The following is an 18,133-nucleotide window of genomic DNA, read 5'->3' as shown; positions in this document are numbered from 1 at the left end:
ATCAGCCTACGAGCGCTTCGGCCTTGGCGATCTGCGCCTTGGCGATTTCGGCAGCGGAAAGCTCGGGCTGCACCGGAGCGCCTCCAAGCGACGTCGAGGTCATCCCTTCATGGAAGGCTTCCTCGGCTTCGGCACCGTAGATTTCGCGCGCCATGCGCATCGTAAGTTGCGCCGGTTCACCGTCGAAGACGACCTTTCCTTCGGCAAGACCGATGATCCGGTCGCAATAGGTGCGTGCGGTATCGAGCGTGTGAAGGTTACAGATGACGGTGATGCCGTCCTCGCGGTTGATGGTACGCAGCGCGTCCATCACGATCTTGGCGTTGAGCGGGTCGAGCGAGGCGATCGGCTCGTCGGCGAGCAGGATTTTCGGCTCCTGCACGAGCGCGCGGGCGATGGCAACGCGCTGCATCTGACCACCCGAAAGCGTGTCGGCCTGCTGAAGCGCGGTGTGCGCCATGCCGAGACGATCGAGGGCCTTGATCGCGAAGGCACGCTCGGCGGCAGTGAAATGCTGGAGGAGGCTGGCGACGAGGCCGTGATGGTAAAGACGGCCGGTCAGAACGTTGGTGATCACGTCGAGACGACCGACGAGATTGAACTGCTGGAACACCATCGCGCAGGTCGCGCGCCACTCGTGAAGCTCGCGGCCCTTGAGCTTCGTGATGTCGCGGTTCTTGAAGAGGATGTGCCCTTCGCTCGGCTCGGCGAGGCGGTTGATCATGCGCAGCAGCGTGGATTTGCCAGCGCCGGAACGGCCGATGATGCCGACGATCTGCCCGTCGGGGATCTCAAGCGAGATGTCGTCGACCGCCTTGCGGTCCTTGAAGGCTTTGGTGAGGCCGTCGATCTTCAGCATGATGATCTCCTCGTCGTGTGCGTCTGGGCGGTGTGAAATGCGAAACAGGCCCGCATCGGTCGATGCGGGCCTGTTTCGGCTGAATGCTTAGCGGGAACCTTCGAGTTCGCGCTGACGCATGGCGACGACGTTCTCGAAGAACGAATGGTCGACGGCCTTGAAGCCCTGACCTTCGCCATTGGAGACGTCGACATAGCACTGGTAGTCGGTCTCGTTCAGGTTCGCGAGCCAGTCATTGACGATCTGCTTGGCTTCTTGCGGCATCGACTTGCGGTTTACCCACGGGCCGTTCGGGATCAGGTTCGACTGCCAGATGATGCGAAGATCGGCCATGTCGAGCAGGTCCTTGTCGACCATCGAGCGCAGAGCGCCGCGCGAATAACCCTGCGATTCCTCACCGACGCCCGACGTCCAGGTGACGCCCGCATCGTACTGGCCGTTCAGAACGGCGACGACAGCCTGTTCGTGACCGCCGCCGAAGCCGGTGTTCGAGAAATACTCGTCGATGTTGATTTCGGCAGCTTCAAGCTCGGCCTTCGGCACGAGGTAGCCCGAGGTCGAGTTCGGGTCGGCGAAGGCGAGCGAGTGGCCCTGCATGCCTTCCAGATCTTCGATGCCCGAGTCGGACTTCGTATACATCATGGCGTAGTAGCCGTCCGAACCGTCGTTCTCGAGTGCGACGAAGACCGGCTCGACCGCTTCGGCGTCCTGAAGATAGATGCCGGCATAGCCCGAAGCGCCGAGCTGGGCGGCGTCGAGCTGGCCCGAAACGAGGCCCTGCATGACGCCGGCATAGTCGGAAGCCGGGTAGAGTTCGACCGGCACGCCGAGCGCTTCGCCGAGCTGCTGGACCATGCAGTCGTTCTTGCGCAGGCGGTCTGCTTCGTTTTCGCCGCCCAGAAGGCCGACGCGGAAGGCCGGCATTTCGGACTTCCAGTCGTCCTGCGCTGCGGCAGGGGCGACGAGGGCGGAAGCGGCGATCGCCGCGGCACAGGTGGTACGGATGAGATGCGCGAACATTGCGAAGCTCCCAAGCTTTCGTTGCGTCTGGAATTCTGCGACCGATACCTTTTGGCCGGTCTGACGCGGGGAGCTTTAGGGCGCGCTTGCGACAGCGCGATTACTGTTTCCTGACGGTTTCATGACAAATCACAGGCGCAGAAGTCTTGTGTGCTCAAGGCGCGGGCAAGTGCCTGTCCAGTCGTCAGATCGTCTCGTATTTCTCCAGAAAAGCCTCGACGGAAAGCTTGCGGAAATCGTCGAGCGCCAGGCGAAGCCGTGCGTGATCCCAGTCCCACCAGGAAAGCGCCTGAAGACGATTGGCGACGGGCGCAGGAAAACGCTCGCGGATCGGCTTCGCCGGCACGCCCGCGACGATGAGGTAGGGCGCGACATCCTTGGTGACGACCGCGCCGGAGCCGATCACAGCGCCGTCGCCGATCTTCACGCCCGGCAGGATGGTCGCGCCATGGCCAAGCCATGTGTCGTGGCCGATAGTGATCTTGTGCTCACGCCGCCACTCGAAGAAAGCCGCGTCGTCTTCGGCGCCGTCCCAGTAACTCGCAGAGCGGTAGGTGAAATGATGCAGCGTGGCGCGTTCGATGGGATGGTTCGTCGCGTTGATACGGCAGGCGGCGGCGATGTTGGAGAACTTGCCGATTTCCGCGCACCAGACGCTGCCGTCCTCCATAATGTAGGAATAGTCGCCGAGCGTGGATTCGGAAATCCGCGTGCGCTCGGCAACCTCCGTGTAACGGCCGAGCGTCGAGTTGCGAACATTGGCGGTTTCATGGATGGCGGGCTGTTCGGAGAGTTTTGCGGTCATGCGGCCCTCGCCGGTGCGAAGGCGGAGACGTCGATGACGCGGTCGGCGACCGTCTCACGTACATCGGCATCATGGAAGATGCCGAGCAGGGCGACACCGCCGGCCTTCTTTTCGGCAATCATCTCGATGACGACCTGCCGGTTGGCGGCGTCGAGCGAGGCGGTCGGCTCGTCGAGGAGCAGGATCGCATGGTCGGTTATGAAGCCGCGCGCGATGTTGACGCGCTGCTGCTCGCCGCCGGAGAAGGTCGCGGGCGGCAGATGCCACAACCGTTCGGGTAGGTTGAGCCGGGCAAGAAGCGTGCTTGCGCGCTCGCGCGCGGTTTCAGCGGGCGTTCCCCGCTCGATCAGCGGTTCGGCGACGATGTCGAGCGCGCCGATGCGCGGGACGACGCGCAGAAACTGGCTGACATAGCCGATCGTCTCGCGGCGGACACCCAGCACTGTTCGCGGATCGGCCTTGGCTATATCGATCAGAGTGTCGCGATGCTTGACGATGATCTGTCCGGTATCGACGGCGTAATTGCCGTAGACCATCTTGAGGATCGAGCTTTTGCCTGCGCCCGAGGGGCCGCCGAGAATGGCGCATTCGCCAGCTTTCAGCGAAAAGGATACATCCTCCACGACCGGCAGGCGCAGGCCGCCGCGCATATGCATGGTGAAGGTCTTGGCGACTTCGGAAACGACGAGCGGGGTAGGCATCACGGCATCCTTTCCGAACGGTTTTTGGGGCGAGAATCCATAATCACACCTGAAGGATCGAGGAGACGAGAAGCTGCGTGTAGGGCGCTTGCGGATCGTCGAGCACGCGGTCCGTGAGGCCATGTTCGACGACGCGTCCGTCCTTCATCACCATCATCCGGTGCGAGATGAGGCGCGCAACGGCAAGATCGTGCGTGACGACGATGGCTGACAGGCCAAGCTCGCCGACGAGGCCGCGCAGAAGATCGAGCAGGCGCGCCTGGACCGACACGTCGAGGCCGCCGGTCGGCTCGTCCATGAAAACGAGACGCGGACGCGTGACGAGGTTTCGCGCGATCTGGAGGCGCTGGCGCATGCCGCCGGAAAAAGCGCGCGGCTCGTCATCCACGCGGTCCTCTGCGATCTCGACGCGTCCGAGCCAGTCGATGGCCGACGCGCGGATGTCGCCGTAGTGCCGGTCGCCGATAGCCATCAGCCGTTCGCCGACATTGGCCCCGGCCGAAACCGTCATGCGCAGACCGTCGGCCGGGTTCTGGTGAACGAAGCCCCAATCGGTACGCATCAAAAAGCGTCGCTCGGCCTCGCCCATGCGATAGATGTCGCGCCATGTCTCGTCACGCATCCTGTAGGACACTGTGCCCGATGACGGGGTGAGGCGGGTCGACAGGCAGTTGAGCAGCGTCGTCTTGCCCGAACCGCTCTCGCCCACGATGGCCAGCACCTCGCCGGGCCAAAGATCGAACGAGACGTTGTCGCAGCCGATGCGCGAGCCGTAGAATTTCGAGACGCCCGCAACTTTGAGGAGCGGCGCGTCGGCAGTCGTTTCAGTGCTCATCGCGGTTTTCCTCGCAATGGTCGGTGTCGGAGCAGACGAACATGCGCCCGCCGCGGTCATCGAGGATCACCTCGTCCAGATAGACGCCCGTGGAACCGCACAGCGCGCATGGTTCTGTGAAGGTCTGGATTTCGAAGGGGTGATCCTCGAAATCGAGGCTGACGACATCGGTGAAGGGCGGAACGGCGTAGATGCGTTTTTCGCGCCCCGCGCCGAAAAGCTGCAAGGCAGGCGACATGTGCATCTTCGGATTGTCGAATTTGGGCGTCGGCGAGGGGTCCATCACGTAGCGCCCTTCGACCTTGACCGGGTAGGCATAGGAGGTCGCGATGCGTCCGTGTCGTGCGATGTCCTCGTAAAGCTTGACGTGCATCAGGCCGTATTCTTCGAGCGCGTGCATCTTGCGCGTCTCGGTCTCGCGCGGTTCGAGAAAGCGCAGCGGCTCGGGGATCGGTACCTGATAGACAAGCACCTGACCTTCTGCGAGCGGCTTTTCAGGGATGCGGTGGCGCGTCTGGATGATCGTCGCCTCGCCGGTATGCGTTGTAACGGCGACGTTCGCCACCTTCTGGAAGAAGGCGCGGATCGAGACGGCGTTCGTCGTATCGTCCGCACCCTGATCGATGACCTTGAGAACGTCGTCCGGTCCGATGATCGCAGCGGTGACTTGTACGCCGCCTGTGCCCCAGCCATAGGGCATCGGCATCTCGCGGCTGGCGAACGGCACCTGATAGCCGGGAATGGCGATCGCCTTCAGGATCGCGCGGCGGATCATGCGCTTGGTCTGTTCGTCCAGATAGGCGAAATTGTAGGTGGCGATGTTCATTCCGCCGCTTCCTTCTGATCATCGCCGGCTGCGGCCTGTTCGGCGCGCATGCGGCGCACGATGTCGAGTTCGGCCTGGAAATCCACGTAATGCGGCAGTTTCAAATGCTCGACGAAGCCGGTCGCCTGCACGTTATCGCAATGCGAGACGACGAATTCCTCATCCTGCGCGGGTGCGACCCGATCCTCCGCGAACTCGCCGGCACGCAGCGAGCGGTCGCACAGCGCCATCGCCATCGCCTTTCGCTCCGACTGGCCGAATACGAGGCCATAGCCGCGCGTGAACTGCGGTGGCACCTTCGACGATCCCTTGAACTGGTTGACCATCTGGCATTCGGTCAGGCGGATCGAACCGAGCGGCACGGCGAAGTCCAGTTCGGGAACTTCAAGCTCGATCTCGACCTCGCCGATGCGCACCTCGCCGACGAAGGGATGCGTGCGCCCGAAGCCGCGCTGCGTCGAATAGGCGAGCGCCAGAAGAAAGCCCTCATCGCCGCGCGCCAGCGCCTGAAGCCGCGCGTCACGCTCCATCGGAAATTCCAGCGGCTCGCGGGTGATGTCCCCGGGCTTGTGATCGTCCGGCAGGACGCCGTCCGGCTCGATCAGCCCTTCACCGGCGAGGATCGCGGAGACGCGCATGACGTCTTCCCCCGGCTCCTCGCGTCGCTCCGGCTCGGCGACAGGCGCATCTGACGCAAGTTCGGGATCGAGCAGACGATGCGTGTAGTCGAAAGTCGGGCCAAGAAGCTGCCCGCCCGGAAAATCCTTGTAGGTGGCCGAGACGCGCCGCTCGACCAGCATCGCCTCGGTGTCGACCGGCTTCGTATAGCCGAAGCGGGGCAGGGTGGTGCGGTAGGCGCGCAGGAGAAAGATCGCCTCGATCATGTCACCGCGCGCCTGCTTGACGGCGAGTGCGGCAAGACCTTTGTCGTAAAGCGAGCCTTCAGCCATGACGCGGTCGACGGCGAGCGCGAGTTGCTCGACGATCTGGTCGAGACCGATGGCCGGTACGGAGCGGTCGCCCCGGCGACGGTCGGCAAGAAGGCGATGGGCGTTCGCGATGGCGGCTTCACCGCCCTTGACGGCAACATACATTGATCAAGCCTCCGTCGTTGAAATGCGGGTGGTGCGCGGAAGGCAGGCAATCGCATCGGGCGCGGCGAGGATCACATCGACCCCGCGCGGGAAACGCGCATTGTTTTGCTTCCACTGTTCGGCGAAATGGCGCGGCAGTGGATCGGGCGAAAGATGCGCGATCGTCTCGATGCCGGGGCCTTCGAGCAGGAGCGGGACGCCACCGTAAAGATTTTCGACCTGAAGGATCAGCGTCGTCGAGCGGTCGGGATAGTCCTGCGAGCCTTGCGCGAAATTATCGAGCGCGATCATCGTTGCCGGGTCGGCGATCAGCGCGAAATGGGCGTCGGCCGGCGTATGGGCGAGCGGCGCGCCGGTCTGGAAGGAGAGCCACGCCGAAACGGCCTCGACGCCCTTCAATTTCGGGTCGAGCCAGACGGGTGTATCGTGGTCGCAAAGCGTCAGCGCGATCGCGGCGGCGCTTGCGGAAAGCGGCGTCGGCGGTGTCGTTCCAGCGTGGATCACCTGCACCGTGCCCGGCTGCGCCATGGCGTCCATCACCGCGCGAAAAGCGGCCTGCGCGTCGAGGACGGGAGCGGAAAAGCCGCCTTCGATATGAATGCTGTCCATCAATCCTCTCCGCGAACCATGGTGAAGAAGTCGACCTTCGTGGCCGCTGTCTCGGCTTTTCGGCGCGTGGTCATCTCGCTTTGAGCCGCGCGAAGCGGCGCGAGGATCACGTTCTCGACCGTGTCGGCGTCGTCTGTGCGTTGAAGCAGCGCGTCGATAATGGCGGAAAGCTTCGCCTTTTCACCGTCGCGGCCAAGGGCGTAGGCATGGCCGATCTCGCCGGTGGAAAGGCGCACGCTTGCCCGCGTCACGGTCGCCTCCCCGACATTGAAAGGCGCACCGCCGCCGCCGATACGCCCACGTACCGTGACGAGGCCCGTTTCCGGGCCGCGCAGCATTTGCGCATCGCCGTCGAATTCCGCCTTCGCGAAATGGTTTGCGACATCGCCGGGCGAGGCGGATGTTAGAACCTGCATCGCTTCGCGGCGTATTTCGGAGGTTTTGGGCGCGTCGTTCGTTCGAGGCATCCGATTTCCTATTGGTATATTCGTATAGACAATTCAACAAATTCATACTACACCTATCGCCAGCAGATGACAGCCCGATGACAGGGCCGGAAAAGGACGAACCGTTGACGATAAGAACTGCCAGCCTCGATCGTGGTGGGGGCGTCGCTCTTTGGCGGCAAATTGCCGACGAGCTGCGCCGGGATATCGTCGATGAAGTGCTGACCGAGGGGGCACGCCTGCCGCCGGAACTCGCTCTGTCGGAGCGTTTTTCGGTCAACCGTCACACCGTGCGCGCAGCCATCGCTGCGCTGACCACGGAGGGGGTTCTGCAGGCGGAGCAGGGGCGCGGCACGTTCGTGCGCCGGGCACCGCGCATTTCATACTCGCTTGGGCGGCGTACCCGTTTTTCGGCCAATCTTGAAGGGCAGGCGCGTGAGACGCGCCGTCGCCTTCTGGCTCACGCACTGGTGGCAGCCGATGCGCGCGTTGCCGAGGCGCTGGACCTCGATGAAGGTGCCGAGGTCATCCGGCTCGACCTTGTGGCCGAGGCGGACAGGATACCCATCTCGCGCAGCACGGCTTGGTTCGACGCAGAGCGTTTTCCCGACATGGTCGACGAATTTCGAAAGGCGAGCTCGATTACCGCCGCCTTCGCAGCGCAGGGGGTAAGCGACTACACAAGGCGCTTCACGACCGTCTCGGCCCGGCATGCCGACCCGAAAATCGTCGAGGAACTTGGCCTGTCGCCCGGCGCCATCGTGCTTGCCACACTGGCGATCGACGAAGATGCAAACGGGCGCGCGATCGAATTTGCGCAGACGCTCTTCGCAGCCGACCGCGTGGATCTGGTGGTCGGCTAGTTGCCCATCACCGTGCCTTCGCGGCGTTTGTCGGCCGCACCGATCAGCCCGTCTTCGGTGATCGAAATGACATGCAGGCCGGAATTGAGATTGGTGACGTTCACATCGTGTCCGAGCGCCGCGAGCCCTTCGGCAAAGGCTTCGGCCCCTTCGCCTTCCTCGACATTGGTGCGCCCGTTGAGGTTGGTCACATGCGGAAGGTCGATCGCGTCCTGCGGGTCCATGCCCCAGTCGAGCATCGAGACCAGCGAAAGCGCCGTATAGTCGATGATCGCCGCGCCGCCGGGGCTGCCGGTCAGAAGGATCGGCGCGCCGTCCTCGAAGACGATTGTCGGTGCCATCGACGAGCGCGGGCGCTTACCCGGTTCGACCCGGTTGGCGACCGGCACGCCGTTGTCATCGGCGGTGAAGGAGAAGTCGGTCAGCTCGTTGTTGAGCAGGAAGCCGCGCGTCATGACACGGTTGCCGAAGCCGCTTTCGATCGTCGTCGTGGCCGAAATTGCGTTCCCGTCACCATCGACGATGACGAAATGTGACGTTCCCGCGCGCGGACGTTCGCTGTCCGGCGCAAGCGACGCCCTGTCCCAGCCGGGCGGAACGCCGGGCTCGGCGGTGCCCATGTCGGCGTCGGGATCGATCAGCGAACTGCGCTCCTCCAGATAACCAGCGTCGAGATAGGCATCGGGAATGTCCACGAAATCGCCGTCGCCGAGATAAAGGCCGCGATCGGCGAAGGCGAGCCGCGAGGCTTCGGCAAACAGATGACGGAATTCGACGCCGTCTTCCATCGAGGAAAGGTCGAAGGGTTCGAGGATGCCGAGAATCTGGCCGACGGTCAGTGCACCGGAAGAGGGGGGCCCCATGCCGCAGACGTCATAGGAGCGGTATTCCGTGCAGACCGGATCGCGATGCACAACCTCATACGCCTCGAAATCCTCCATGGTGAGGATGCCCGGATTGATGTTGGTGTTGAGTGCGGAAACGATGTCTTCGGCGATCTCGCCGGTATAGAAAGGTGCGGAACCTTCTTGGGCAAAGAGCTTCAGGGTGTCGGCATAGGGCTGGTTGGTCAGCGTCGAGCCTTCGGCGATCGGCTGGCCTTCGGGAAGGAAATAGTCGGCGGTCTGCACGAAAGTGTCGAGATCGTCCGTTCCGGCGACCGCGTCAGCGAGGCGCTGCGTGACGGTGAAGCCGGCTTCGGCCGTGTCGATCGCGGGCTGGAGAAGATCTGCCCATTCTTTCCGGCCGTGATCGCGGTGGAGCGTTTCGAGCAGCATGGGCGTGCCGGGCACACCGGCCGAACGCCCGCCGAGAACGGCCTCGGCAAACGCCAGTGGCTCGCCGTTTTCGCCCAGCCAGTAATCGCCATCGGCCGCCAGAGGCGCCTTCTCGCGCGCATCGTAGGTCGAAAGCGTGGCAGACGCTGCGTCCCAATAAAGGACGAAAGCGCCGCCGCCCAAGCCAGAGCTTTGCGGCTCGACCAGTCCGAGCATGGTCTGGACGGCGATTGCCGCATCGGCCGCCGAGCCGCCCGCGGCCAGCACGTCGTAGCCGGCCTGCGTGGCAAGTGGATGCGCCGAAGCAACCATGAAGTCGTCGGCCATGACCGACTGGTTTTCAGCAATCGCCGTCGTGTCCTCGGGCTGGGGGCGCGTGTCCTGTGCGTGCGCATTTGCGCAAACGCCGGCTGCGACGACCGGAACAAATGCGAGGGAACGAATTTTCATGGGACTTCCTCCAGCCATGCCTGCCGTTCCATCGTCAATTCACGTCAGGCGGATGATTTCGCGCGTTTCGGCGCTGTCTTCGTCTGGCGCGGCTTTTTCGCCGGCGGTTCCGCTTCCGCTGCCTGCTTGGCCTCGTGTTCGAGCCGCGCCAGCCGCAGCTTTTCCGTCTTGGCGATACGTCGCGCGGCTTCCTCGTCGATGATCGCGCGCGACACCTGATCCGTCAACTCGGCCTTCGCCGAAGCCTTGGACGGCGTTGCGGTGACTGCGCTTTGCTCGGTGATGGTGCTCATGATGCTATCCCTCGGTTCAGAAAAGCAAAAAGGCCGGGCGAACCCGACCTCTCCTATACGCCTCGATGATCATGCCAGTACATCCGTGGTCAACGACCAGAAGCGCAATTCTCTTTAAGCGGACTGAAGATTCTCAGCCGCGCTCTTGCCGCTGCGGTTGTCCTTCACGACGTCGAAGCTGACCTTCTGGCCTTCGTTCAACGTGGACATGCCCGAACGCTCGACTGCCGAGATATGGACGAATACGTCCGCACCGCCGGTATCCGGCTGAATGAAACCAAAGCCCTTGGTCGTATTGAAGAATTTTACAACGCCGGTCGTCATGGCGATTTCCTTTCAAAGGTAACTTATAAATGCGCGCCGGAGCGCAGGGTCCGCCAAAGGCGGTTGAGTTCGATTTTGAAAGAGGAAGATCGCCGAGCGCGCATTCGCGCCAAAAACAAAGTCCGACAAGCAAGATCGATAGGCCCAATATAGGCCGTGAGCGCCTTCAGGACAAGCCATGGATGGAATCGGCATGGAGACGATGGAATGCGAGTGGCCGCGGTTCGTTTTCTCAGCCCGTTCCGTGCCCGCTCAGAGTACTGCGCAGTTCCGCGACGAATGCGTCCGACCGGGCCGTCATCAGCGTGTGCATTCCGCCCGAATGTGCCACGCGCAACTTTTCGGAGGCGAAACCGGGCGCGACCGTCAGATCGGTGATTTCACTGAGCGGAACCGACCATTCCTCCAGTACCGGTGCTTTCGTCTTGATCGCCTTCGACTGGATGAAATGCAGATTTCCATCAGTAAGAGTTAGCGTTCCGCCGATCCATGCGCCGCCGTCGCGCTTGAGCATGAGAGCGGTCGCGGGGATCAGGAGCCAGCGCCAGAGCGGAATCTGGTAGCCCTCGGGAAGGGGCTTCAGCCAGGCGGCCGGGATGGACGATGCGGACTGCTTGCGGTTCATCGAAGTTCCGTCGGGCGTCAGCCCGTCTGGCCGAGCTTCAGGCCGAGATAGCGGTCAAGCGTCGCGCTGTCGTTCAAAAGATCGACGGACGGCGCGCGATGGGTGATCTCGCCGCGCTCGATGATGACGGCATCGCTCGTCAGTCCAAGCGCGACCTGCGCGTGCTGTTCGACGAGGACGAGAGCGATACCTTCATCCTGCGCCATTTTCCGCACCGCTGCCGTCAGTTCCTCCACGATGATGGGGGCAAGACCTTCGAGCGGTTCGTCGAGAAGCAGGACGGACGGATTGGTCATCAGCGTGCGCGCGATGGTCAGCATCTGCTGCTCGCCGCCGGAAAGCTGATTGCCCATATTGGCGCGCCGTTCCTTCAGGCGCGGGAAGAGGCCATAGATGGCTCCGAGATCCCAGCGGCCGGGCCGTGCAGCGACGGTGAGGTTTTCCTCGACAGAAAGCGAGGGGAAGATGTCGCGCTCCTGCGGCACCCAGCCGAGACCAAGCCGCGCGCGCTTGTGTGGGGCAAGCTTCGATATATCCTGACCGCCGAGGAAGATCGAGCCGCGTATCAGCCGCACGAAGCCCATTGCCGTCAAAAGCAAAGTCGTCTTGCCGACGCCGTTGCGCCCGAGCAGGGCAAGGCTGCCATTCGCGGGCAGGGCAAGCGAGATGCCGTCGAGGACTACGGCATCGCCGTAGCCGGCACGAACGTCGCGGAATTCGAGAAGAGGTTCAGCCATGATGCGCCGCCTGTCCGAGATAAACCTCGCGCACGCGCGGATCGTTGCGCACCGCGTCCGGCTCCGCCTCGACGAGGATGCCGCCGGCGACCAGAACGATGATGCGCGTGGCAAAGCGGAACACGATGTCCATGTCGTGCTCGATGAACAGCACCGAGATATCGGACGGCAACGCGGCGATAACCTCGAACAATGCCGCGCTCTCATCCTTAGGGACGCCGGCTGCCGGTTCGTCCAGAAGCAGAACCTTCGGACGCGTCGCCAGCGCCAGTGCGATTTCGAGCAGGCGCTGCTGGCCATAGGCGAGCGTGCGGGTTTCGCGGGTCGCCACATCGGCAAGGCCGAGTTGCTTCAGAATCGCGAAGGCTTCGTCGATCGCTTCGGTATGGGAGTGCAGGCTTCGCCAGAACTGCCCTGACTTACCCTCGCGCTCGATGACGGCGAGCGTGGCGGATTCGATCGGCGTCAGGTCCGGAAACAACTGGTTGATCTGAAACGTGCGCGTCAACCCGCGCCGAACCCGATCGGCCGACGGCAGTCGCGTGATGTCTTCGCCTTCCAGCATGATGCGACCGGAGTCAGGCTTCAACTGGCCGTTGATCAGGTTGATCAGCGTGGTCTTGCCAGCACCGTTCGGGCCGATCAGCGCGTAGCGGCAGCCGCGCGGCAGCGAAATGGAGATGTCGCGCGCGACCTCCAGCTTGCCGAAGCTTTTTTTGAGCGCTTCCGTGCGCAAGGCGAATTCGGGATCAGCCATCAGCCGTTCCTGCCTGCAATGCGGGTAAGGAAGCCCAATATGCCTTTCGGCATGAACAGGACGACGACCATCAGGAGCATGCCGATCCAGAAATACCAGTATTGCGGGTTGACGCCCGAAAGCTGGTCGCGCGCGACGAGGAAGATGATTGCGCCGAGGATCGCGCCGTAAAGTCGGCCCGTACCGCCGAGGATCAGCATGACGACCACATCGGCCGAGCGCTGGAAGGAGAGCGAATCCAACGCGACCGTGTTGGTGGTTTGCGTGAGCAGAGCGCCGGCGACGCCCGCCATCGCGGCCGAGATCGTATAGACCTTGCGTAGATGGAACTTGTAGTCGGAGCCGATGGCCGGCATGCGGGTGACGTTTTCGCGAATGCCGCGCAGCGACAGGCCGAAGGACGAATTCACGATCCGCCGCGAGATCAAAAAGCCGACGAAAAGCGCGATCAGCGAATAGGAGTAGGCCGTATAGCCCCAAAGGTCGAAGCGGAACTGGTTGAAGATCGGCCAGGTGCTGACACCGCGCAGACCATCCGCGCCGCCCGTCAGCCACGACATCGAATTTGCCAGTTCGAGCGTTAGAAAGCCGAGCCCGAGCGTCACCATGATGAGCGCCAGATGCTGGACCCGTACGATCAGGAAGGAGGCGATGAAGCCGACCAAACCAGCAAACGCGCCCGCGAAGATGAGCCCGGTGATTGGTTCGCCCCAGCCATAAACGCTGATGATGCCGGCCGCATAGGCGCCGAGGCCGAAGAACATGGCATGGCCGAGCGTGACGATGCCGGCATAGCCGAGCACCAGATCAACCGAGATGGCGAAGAGCGCCACGATGGCCACCTGGCTTGCGAGCGTCAGATAGGTCGGGAAGAAGAAGAACGGGATCAGCGCGGCCAGCCAGAAGAGGATTTCGAACGGCGACCAGCGGCTTTGCCGTTTCAGCCAGACATGCGGATCGTTGAGCGTCGGGGTTGCAGCGGTCATGGCGATCACCGTTTGCCGAAGATGCCGCGCGGGCGCACCAGCAGGATCGCCACGAGAAGCAGGTAGATCTGGAACGATCCCAGATGCGGGAAATAGTACTTGCCGGCGACGTCTCCGATGCCGAGCAGGGCCGCGCCGACGAACGAGCCGGTGATAGAACCGAGCCCGCCAACCGACACCACGATCAGCACATAAACGAGGTAGTGAAACCCGAAGGACGGATCGAGACCGACGATCTCGATGGCCAGCGCACCGCCGAGGCCGGCGAGCCCGCTGCCGAGCGCGAAGGTGATCGCAAACGTGCGCTCGACATTCATGCCGAGACCCTGCGCCACGCGCTGGTTGTCGACCGAAGCGCGGATTTGCGCGCCGAGCCGGGTGCGCTCCAGTCCGAAGACGAGGATTGCGGTGACGGCAAGTGCGACCAGAATGATGAAGATGCGGTAGACGCCGAAGCGCATGCCGGCAAATTCGACCGAGCCGCGCAGCCACGACGGCAGGGGAATGACCTGCTGCACCGTGCCGAAGAAATAGGTGGCGAGCGCGGCGGCCACGAACACCAGACCAATGGTGAACAGCACCTGGTTGAGTTCGCCGGCCTTGTAGAGCCTGCGAAACAGCGTGCGTTCGAAGACCACCGAGACGAGCGCAGCCGCAAGGAAGGCGGCCGGCAGCGCGAGCAGGAAGGGCAGGCCGAGCTGGCGCATGGTCAGGACGGCGATATAGCCGCCCAACATGCCGAATGCGCCATGCGCCAGATTGATGAAATTCATCAATCCGAGCGTGACCGACAGGCCCACCGACAGGACGAACAATAGCATCCCGAAGGCGAAACCGTCGAACAGGACGATAACGATCTGGTTGATCACGATCCGGTTCTCACTCCTGCTCGGCCGTCAGTTTCAGTTCGCGCCGTGCAGCGGGTCTTTTACGTCCGGGATTTCCTCGATGATGACGTTCTGCAATTCGCCGTCCACCTCCTGAACTTCACGGATATAGACGGTCTGGATCACGTCACGCGTTTCGGGATCGATCGACATCGGCCCGCGTGGGCTTTCCCACGACATGCCCTTGGCAGCTTCGACGAGCGCGTCGCCCGACGCATCGCCATCGGTCGCCTTCAGCGCCTCGTAGATCAGGTGCATGCCGTCATAGCCGCCGATCGAAAAGAGGTCGGGCTCGCGGCCATTATTGGCGGCTTCATAACCCTCGACATATTCGTTGTTGAGCGGATCGTCGCGCTCGAGCGTGTAGTGGAAGGTCGTAATGATGCCGCGTGCCGTCTCGCCCATGCCTTGCAAAGCTTCGGGGTGGGTGAGTTCACCCTGCGCGAAAATTTTCGTGTCGGGCGGCGTCAGGCCGCGGTCGGAAAGCGCCTTGCCGATTGCCGCCGGCTGCGCACCACCGGGAACGAAGATGTAGACGGCTTCGGGGTTTGCATCGCGCACGCGCTGCACGTAAGCCGAGAAGTCGGGATTGGCGACCGGTGTACGGTCCGCGCCGATGATCTCGCCGCCTGCTTCCGTGAAGCCCTTGGCGAATGAGCTTTCCGCGTCGTGGCCGGGGCCGTAGTCGGAGACGAGCGTATAGGCTTGGCGGACGCCACTTTCGTAAGCCCACTGGCCGAAGGCGTAGTTCACCTGCGGGATGGTGAGCGAGGTGCGCACGATGTAGTCGGACTGCTCGGTGACCATCGAGGTCGCCGCATTCATCACGACCATCAGCTTTTGCGCTTCCTGCGCGATGGGAGCCGCGCCGAGGGCTTCGGGCGTCAGAGCGAAGCCGGCGAGGATGTCGACGCCTTCACGCACCACGAGTTCCTGCGCCATGCGCTGGGCGACGTCGGGCGCCGGGCCGCCCGTATCGCGGCGCACGATCTCGATCTTCTTGCCTGCGACTTCATCGCCATGCTTGGCGATGTAAAGATCGATGCCTGCCTGAAGCTGGTTGGCGGCGTCGGCGAACGGGCCCGAATAGGGCAGGATGACGCCGATCTTGACCGTTTCCTGCGCATATGCGCCGGTGGACAAGGCGGTGCCGAGTCCCAGAATTGCGATTGAAGCTGCTCGTGTGAACATGCGAATTCCTCCCGTTGCCTTTCGGCCTTGTTGCCACGGCGACGCAGGATACGCAATCACGCTTCGCAGGGCAGTTCCTCCAGGATCAAAGTGTATACATGGTTTTGCCATCCGCAAGAGGGTGCTGATCAATAAACGTCCTGATTTCAGAGATTCAGATTGAGCGGATGACGGGCATGCGTCTTTAGAATGTATACTTTCGTACCGCGCTGACATCGAGATTTCAGTTACTAGTGTCGGCGGACGCCACCATTCCTGCCTTCGGGGGATTGCACGAGGCGTGTGCTATAAAGGCGCGGCATAGCTTGTCAGCCTAAATGCTATTCGAAGAAACTGTATCGATACGGTAATCCTTGTCCGCACCAGCGACGAGGATCGTAAAAATGGCGAGTGCGAACGCGACGGCGGGCAACTGGCAGCGAGCGCTTGGCCTGAATTCAGGGTGAGGACGAACTCCCCCCGATCCTGCAGTCGGGCATCGATGCGCCATCGATGATGGCCTATCTTCTTAATGTCGCCATCGTTTTGAAAGGAAATATCAGGCGGATTCGCAAATTTTTATCGTTAGGGGGCGATTTGAAGTCATCAATGAATATAAATCAAGAAAAATCATATAATAATACATCATTTAAGCGTTCTGAAACTCATCAATTAGCGTTTGATGGACATAGCACTGTTCATCATACCAGTGAAAATGCGCTGTGGGACTTTGCGTATTTGTCACGCCAGTCGGAAAAGCCTTATCAGGGCCATTATTCGGCAGTGCCTCACCCGATGATTGGTCTGGTATTCGACAGCAGCGCCGCTGGCTCTCTTCAGACGGCGAACTGGTCCGGCAGCGGTGAGATCACGCCAGGTGCGTTTGCGATAATTCCAAAAGGTAGGGAATTTGAAGGAACGCTGGAGAGTTCTTCGGAAACGCTATTAATATACATACACTCTAGGATCATCGATCAAGTCGTCGAGGATTTTTCCATAAAGGGTTCGACGGCAACGGATCTCCTGCCCGTTTTCAACGCCAAGGATCCCTTTATCGAGTATAGCGCTCGTGCCCTGCTTGATGCATCTCTGCATCGAGGCCCTTTGAGTTCGCTTTACGCCGAGCAACTGACACGATCGCTGGCGGTGCACCTGGTCCATCACCACTCCGACTGCGATGTGCCAAGGCAGAATTCCGGCTATCGAACGCCGTTCGACCGTAGAAAGATGAACGCCCTTCGCGAGCATATCGAGTCCAATATCGGTGGACCGTTATCGATCGAGCAAATGGCGCGTGAAATGGCAATGTCGCCGGTTCAATTTCAAAGGGCTTTTAAGCGAGCTTTCGGACAAACTCCCTACCAGTATGTTCTCAAGCTGCGTGTCGAGCACGCCCAGCGCATGCTCGCCCAGATCAGCGCACCGATTTCCGTTATCGCCGACGAATGCGGATTTGCAAACCAGACGCATTTTTCAAGGGTCTTCAAGCAAATGCTTGGGGTCGCTCCCGCGGCCTATCGAAAAGCCAATTCGCCAAGATGAGCGGAGCATGTTGATCGGAAGCTCCGTCGTTGGCGGGAATTGGTTATTTCTAGGACAAAGATTGTCACAAATGGAGGAGATTTCAGAGTTTCATTATGCGTGAATGTGCTTGGATGAGTTGCTTTGTGTTGTTTCGACAAAAAGCTCGCTTGTTCCGGATATTTGGGGGTGCCGTGGTGTTTGTTGAGAGGCGATCGCTGCGAAGCATGAATTTCTGACCTGGCGAACTGTTGGCGGCAGCTTTCGCTAGATCTAACGGGGGCACGCATATGAACAGCACGGCTATACGGTCGAACCACCCATCATCGCGACGGAACTTCGTGGAGAACTGGCTTCGCTTTACAGATGATCGCCGCAATGTCCGGCGTCGTCTCATGGCCGTGCTTCGCAAAGCCCACATGTCACTTGGAATGGGTCGCAAGCGCTTGGGAATCGGCTTTTGTGGGGTCGCAACATCGAGTTCGCTCGCGCTTGGGCTTGCACTTCCCTTGGCAACCGTAACGGGTGCATCGGCGCAGACCTATAGCGCAGGCGGTGGCGTTGCCAATGAAAGCCGTTCAATCGCGATCGGGATAAATGGCGGAACTGCGCCAATTGCATATTATAACAGTATAGCGATCGGCAACGCGGCCAATGCCGATCCGACAGCCAGCACTGGCGCACAAAACGGGGCGATTGCGATTGGCGATACCGCCCGGGCGCAAGCAAACCAGGCCCTGGCACTGGGTGTGGTTTCAAATGCCACCGCTATCGGCTCCACCGCCATCGGCCACATGGCAAAAGCCACGAACATTTACGCTACGGGGATCGGCCACAACGCCAATGCGGCAGGTGAGTTCAGCTTCTCAGGCGGCGCCAATTCGGCCGCGGCAGGGAATTTCAGTACCGCTGTTGGCAACCTCGCGAATTCGGCAGGAGTTTCATCGTCCGCCTTTGGCCGACAGTCCCAGGCACTTGGAACCAGTTCCGTCGCAATCGGGCACGGGGCGGTTGCTTCGGCCGCGAACGGGATCGCCATTGGCCGTGG

20 protein-coding genes and 1 pseudogene are annotated in these 18,133 nt (G+C 61.7%); 3 read left to right on the top strand and 18 right to left on the bottom strand.

All coding sequences use genetic code 11. The features are described 5' to 3' along the window. Position 1 precedes the first annotated feature (1 nt). From phnC to phnG, 9 genes are all read right to left on the bottom strand, one after another. Positions 2-859, bottom strand: a complete 858-nt coding sequence (gene phnC, locus ACX82Z_RS12135) for a phosphonate ABC transporter ATP-binding protein (RefSeq protein ID WP_459589084.1) — start codon at positions 857-859, stop codon at positions 2-4. Positions 860-946: 87 nt separating this feature from the next. Continuing rightward, positions 947-1,879, bottom strand: a complete 933-nt coding sequence (gene phnD / locus ACX82Z_RS12130; RefSeq protein WP_459589082.1) for a phosphonate ABC transporter substrate-binding protein — start codon at positions 1,877-1,879, stop codon at positions 947-949. A gap of 184 nt (positions 1,880-2,063) precedes the next feature. After that, positions 2,064-2,684, bottom strand: a complete 621-nt coding sequence (locus ACX82Z_RS12125; protein ID WP_459589080.1) for a DapH/DapD/GlmU-related protein — start codon at positions 2,682-2,684, stop codon at positions 2,064-2,066. Further along, positions 2,681-3,385: a phosphonate C-P lyase system protein PhnL gene (gene phnL, locus ACX82Z_RS12120; RefSeq protein WP_459589078.1), complete on the bottom strand. Its 705-nt coding sequence runs from the start codon at positions 3,383-3,385 to the stop codon at positions 2,681-2,683. The genes ACX82Z_RS12125 and phnL overlap by 4 nt, the downstream gene beginning before the upstream one ends. A gap of 43 nt (positions 3,386-3,428) precedes the next feature. Then, on the bottom strand, positions 3,429-4,220 hold the full coding sequence (gene phnK / locus ACX82Z_RS12115) for a phosphonate C-P lyase system protein PhnK (RefSeq protein ID WP_459589076.1): 792 nt from the start codon (positions 4,218-4,220) through the stop codon (positions 3,429-3,431). Beyond that, positions 4,210-5,046, bottom strand: coding sequence for an alpha-D-ribose 1-methylphosphonate 5-phosphate C-P-lyase PhnJ (locus ACX82Z_RS12110; protein ID WP_459589074.1), 837 nt, complete (start codon positions 5,044-5,046; stop codon positions 4,210-4,212). Before ACX82Z_RS12110 ends, phnK begins: the two co-directional genes overlap by 11 nt. Next, a complete protein-coding gene (locus tag ACX82Z_RS12105) occupies positions 5,043-6,140 on the bottom strand; it encodes a carbon-phosphorus lyase complex subunit (RefSeq protein ID WP_459589072.1) in 1,098 nt (365 codons plus the stop codon). Before ACX82Z_RS12105 ends, ACX82Z_RS12110 begins: the two co-directional genes overlap by 4 nt. 3 nt (positions 6,141-6,143) lie before the next feature. Then, positions 6,144-6,749, bottom strand: a complete 606-nt coding sequence (gene phnH / locus ACX82Z_RS12100) for a phosphonate C-P lyase system protein PhnH (RefSeq protein WP_459589070.1) — start codon at positions 6,747-6,749, stop codon at positions 6,144-6,146. Beyond that, positions 6,749-7,216, bottom strand: coding sequence for a phosphonate C-P lyase system protein PhnG (gene phnG / locus ACX82Z_RS12095; RefSeq protein ID WP_459589068.1), 468 nt, complete (start codon positions 7,214-7,216; stop codon positions 6,749-6,751). Before phnG ends, phnH begins: the two co-directional genes overlap by 1 nt. A gap of 104 nt (positions 7,217-7,320) precedes the next feature. Here phnG and phnF point away from each other — a divergent pair, with 104 nt between their 5' ends. Next, positions 7,321-8,058 carry a phosphonate metabolism transcriptional regulator PhnF gene (phnF, locus tag ACX82Z_RS12090; RefSeq protein ID WP_459589066.1) on the top strand — a complete coding sequence of 246 codons (738 nt, stop codon included), beginning with the start codon at positions 7,321-7,323 and terminating at the stop codon, positions 8,056-8,058. Here the strand turns inward: phnF and ggt are convergent. The 9 genes from ggt to ACX82Z_RS12045 form a co-directional block, all read right to left on the bottom strand. Further along, entirely contained in the window at positions 8,055-9,785 is a 1,731-nt protein-coding gene (gene ggt / locus ACX82Z_RS12085) for a gamma-glutamyltransferase (RefSeq protein ID WP_459589064.1), read from the bottom strand. The genes phnF and ggt overlap by 4 nt on opposite strands. Before the next feature lie 44 nt (positions 9,786-9,829). Then, positions 9,830-10,078, bottom strand: coding sequence for a hypothetical protein (locus ACX82Z_RS12080; protein WP_459589062.1), 249 nt, complete (start codon positions 10,076-10,078; stop codon positions 9,830-9,832). Between the two features lie 114 nt (positions 10,079-10,192). Beyond that, on the bottom strand, positions 10,193-10,402 hold the full coding sequence (locus ACX82Z_RS12075) for a cold-shock protein (RefSeq protein WP_459589060.1): 210 nt from the start codon (positions 10,400-10,402) through the stop codon (positions 10,193-10,195). 232 nt (positions 10,403-10,634) lie between these two features. Further along, a complete protein-coding gene (locus ACX82Z_RS12070; protein WP_459589058.1) occupies positions 10,635-11,027 on the bottom strand; it encodes a hypothetical protein in 393 nt (130 codons plus the stop codon). Positions 11,028-11,044: 17 nt separating this feature from the next. After that, positions 11,045-11,764 carry an ABC transporter ATP-binding protein gene (locus ACX82Z_RS12065; protein WP_459589056.1) on the bottom strand — a complete coding sequence of 240 codons (720 nt, stop codon included), beginning with the start codon at positions 11,762-11,764 and terminating at the stop codon, positions 11,045-11,047. Continuing rightward, the gene (locus tag ACX82Z_RS12060; RefSeq protein WP_459589054.1) at positions 11,757-12,521 is read right to left on the bottom strand and encodes an ABC transporter ATP-binding protein; all 765 of its coding nucleotides are present in this window, start codon (positions 12,519-12,521) and stop codon (positions 11,757-11,759) included. The genes ACX82Z_RS12065 and ACX82Z_RS12060 overlap by 8 nt, the downstream gene beginning before the upstream one ends. Then, positions 12,521-13,507 carry a branched-chain amino acid ABC transporter permease gene (locus ACX82Z_RS12055; RefSeq protein ID WP_459589052.1) on the bottom strand — a complete coding sequence of 329 codons (987 nt, stop codon included), beginning with the start codon at positions 13,505-13,507 and terminating at the stop codon, positions 12,521-12,523. Before ACX82Z_RS12055 ends, ACX82Z_RS12060 begins: the two co-directional genes overlap by 1 nt. Before the next feature lie 5 nt (positions 13,508-13,512). Then, positions 13,513-14,364 (bottom strand): branched-chain amino acid ABC transporter permease, encoded by an 852-nt coding sequence (locus tag ACX82Z_RS12050; protein WP_459911719.1) that lies wholly within the window; start codon positions 14,362-14,364, stop codon positions 13,513-13,515. Positions 14,365-14,409: 45 nt separating this feature from the next. After that, a complete protein-coding gene (locus ACX82Z_RS12045; protein WP_459589050.1) occupies positions 14,410-15,585 on the bottom strand; it encodes an ABC transporter substrate-binding protein in 1,176 nt (391 codons plus the stop codon). A gap of 492 nt (positions 15,586-16,077) precedes the next feature. Here ACX82Z_RS12045 and ACX82Z_RS12040 point away from each other — a divergent pair, with 492 nt between their 5' ends. Then, positions 16,078-17,106, top strand: a complete 1,029-nt coding sequence (locus ACX82Z_RS12040; RefSeq protein ID WP_459589048.1) for a helix-turn-helix domain-containing protein — start codon at positions 16,078-16,080, stop codon at positions 17,104-17,106. 269 nt (positions 17,107-17,375) lie between these two features. Then, a pseudogene (locus tag ACX82Z_RS12035) lies at positions 17,376-18,125 on the top strand (hypothetical protein); the annotation flags it as partial. Positions 18,126-18,133 lie beyond the last annotated feature (8 nt).

The sequence above is a fragment of the Aliihoeflea sp. PC F10.4 genome, assembly GCF_054612275.1.
Note: the sequence above shows the minus strand (reverse complement) of the source record. Positions and strands in the feature narration are given on the sequence as shown.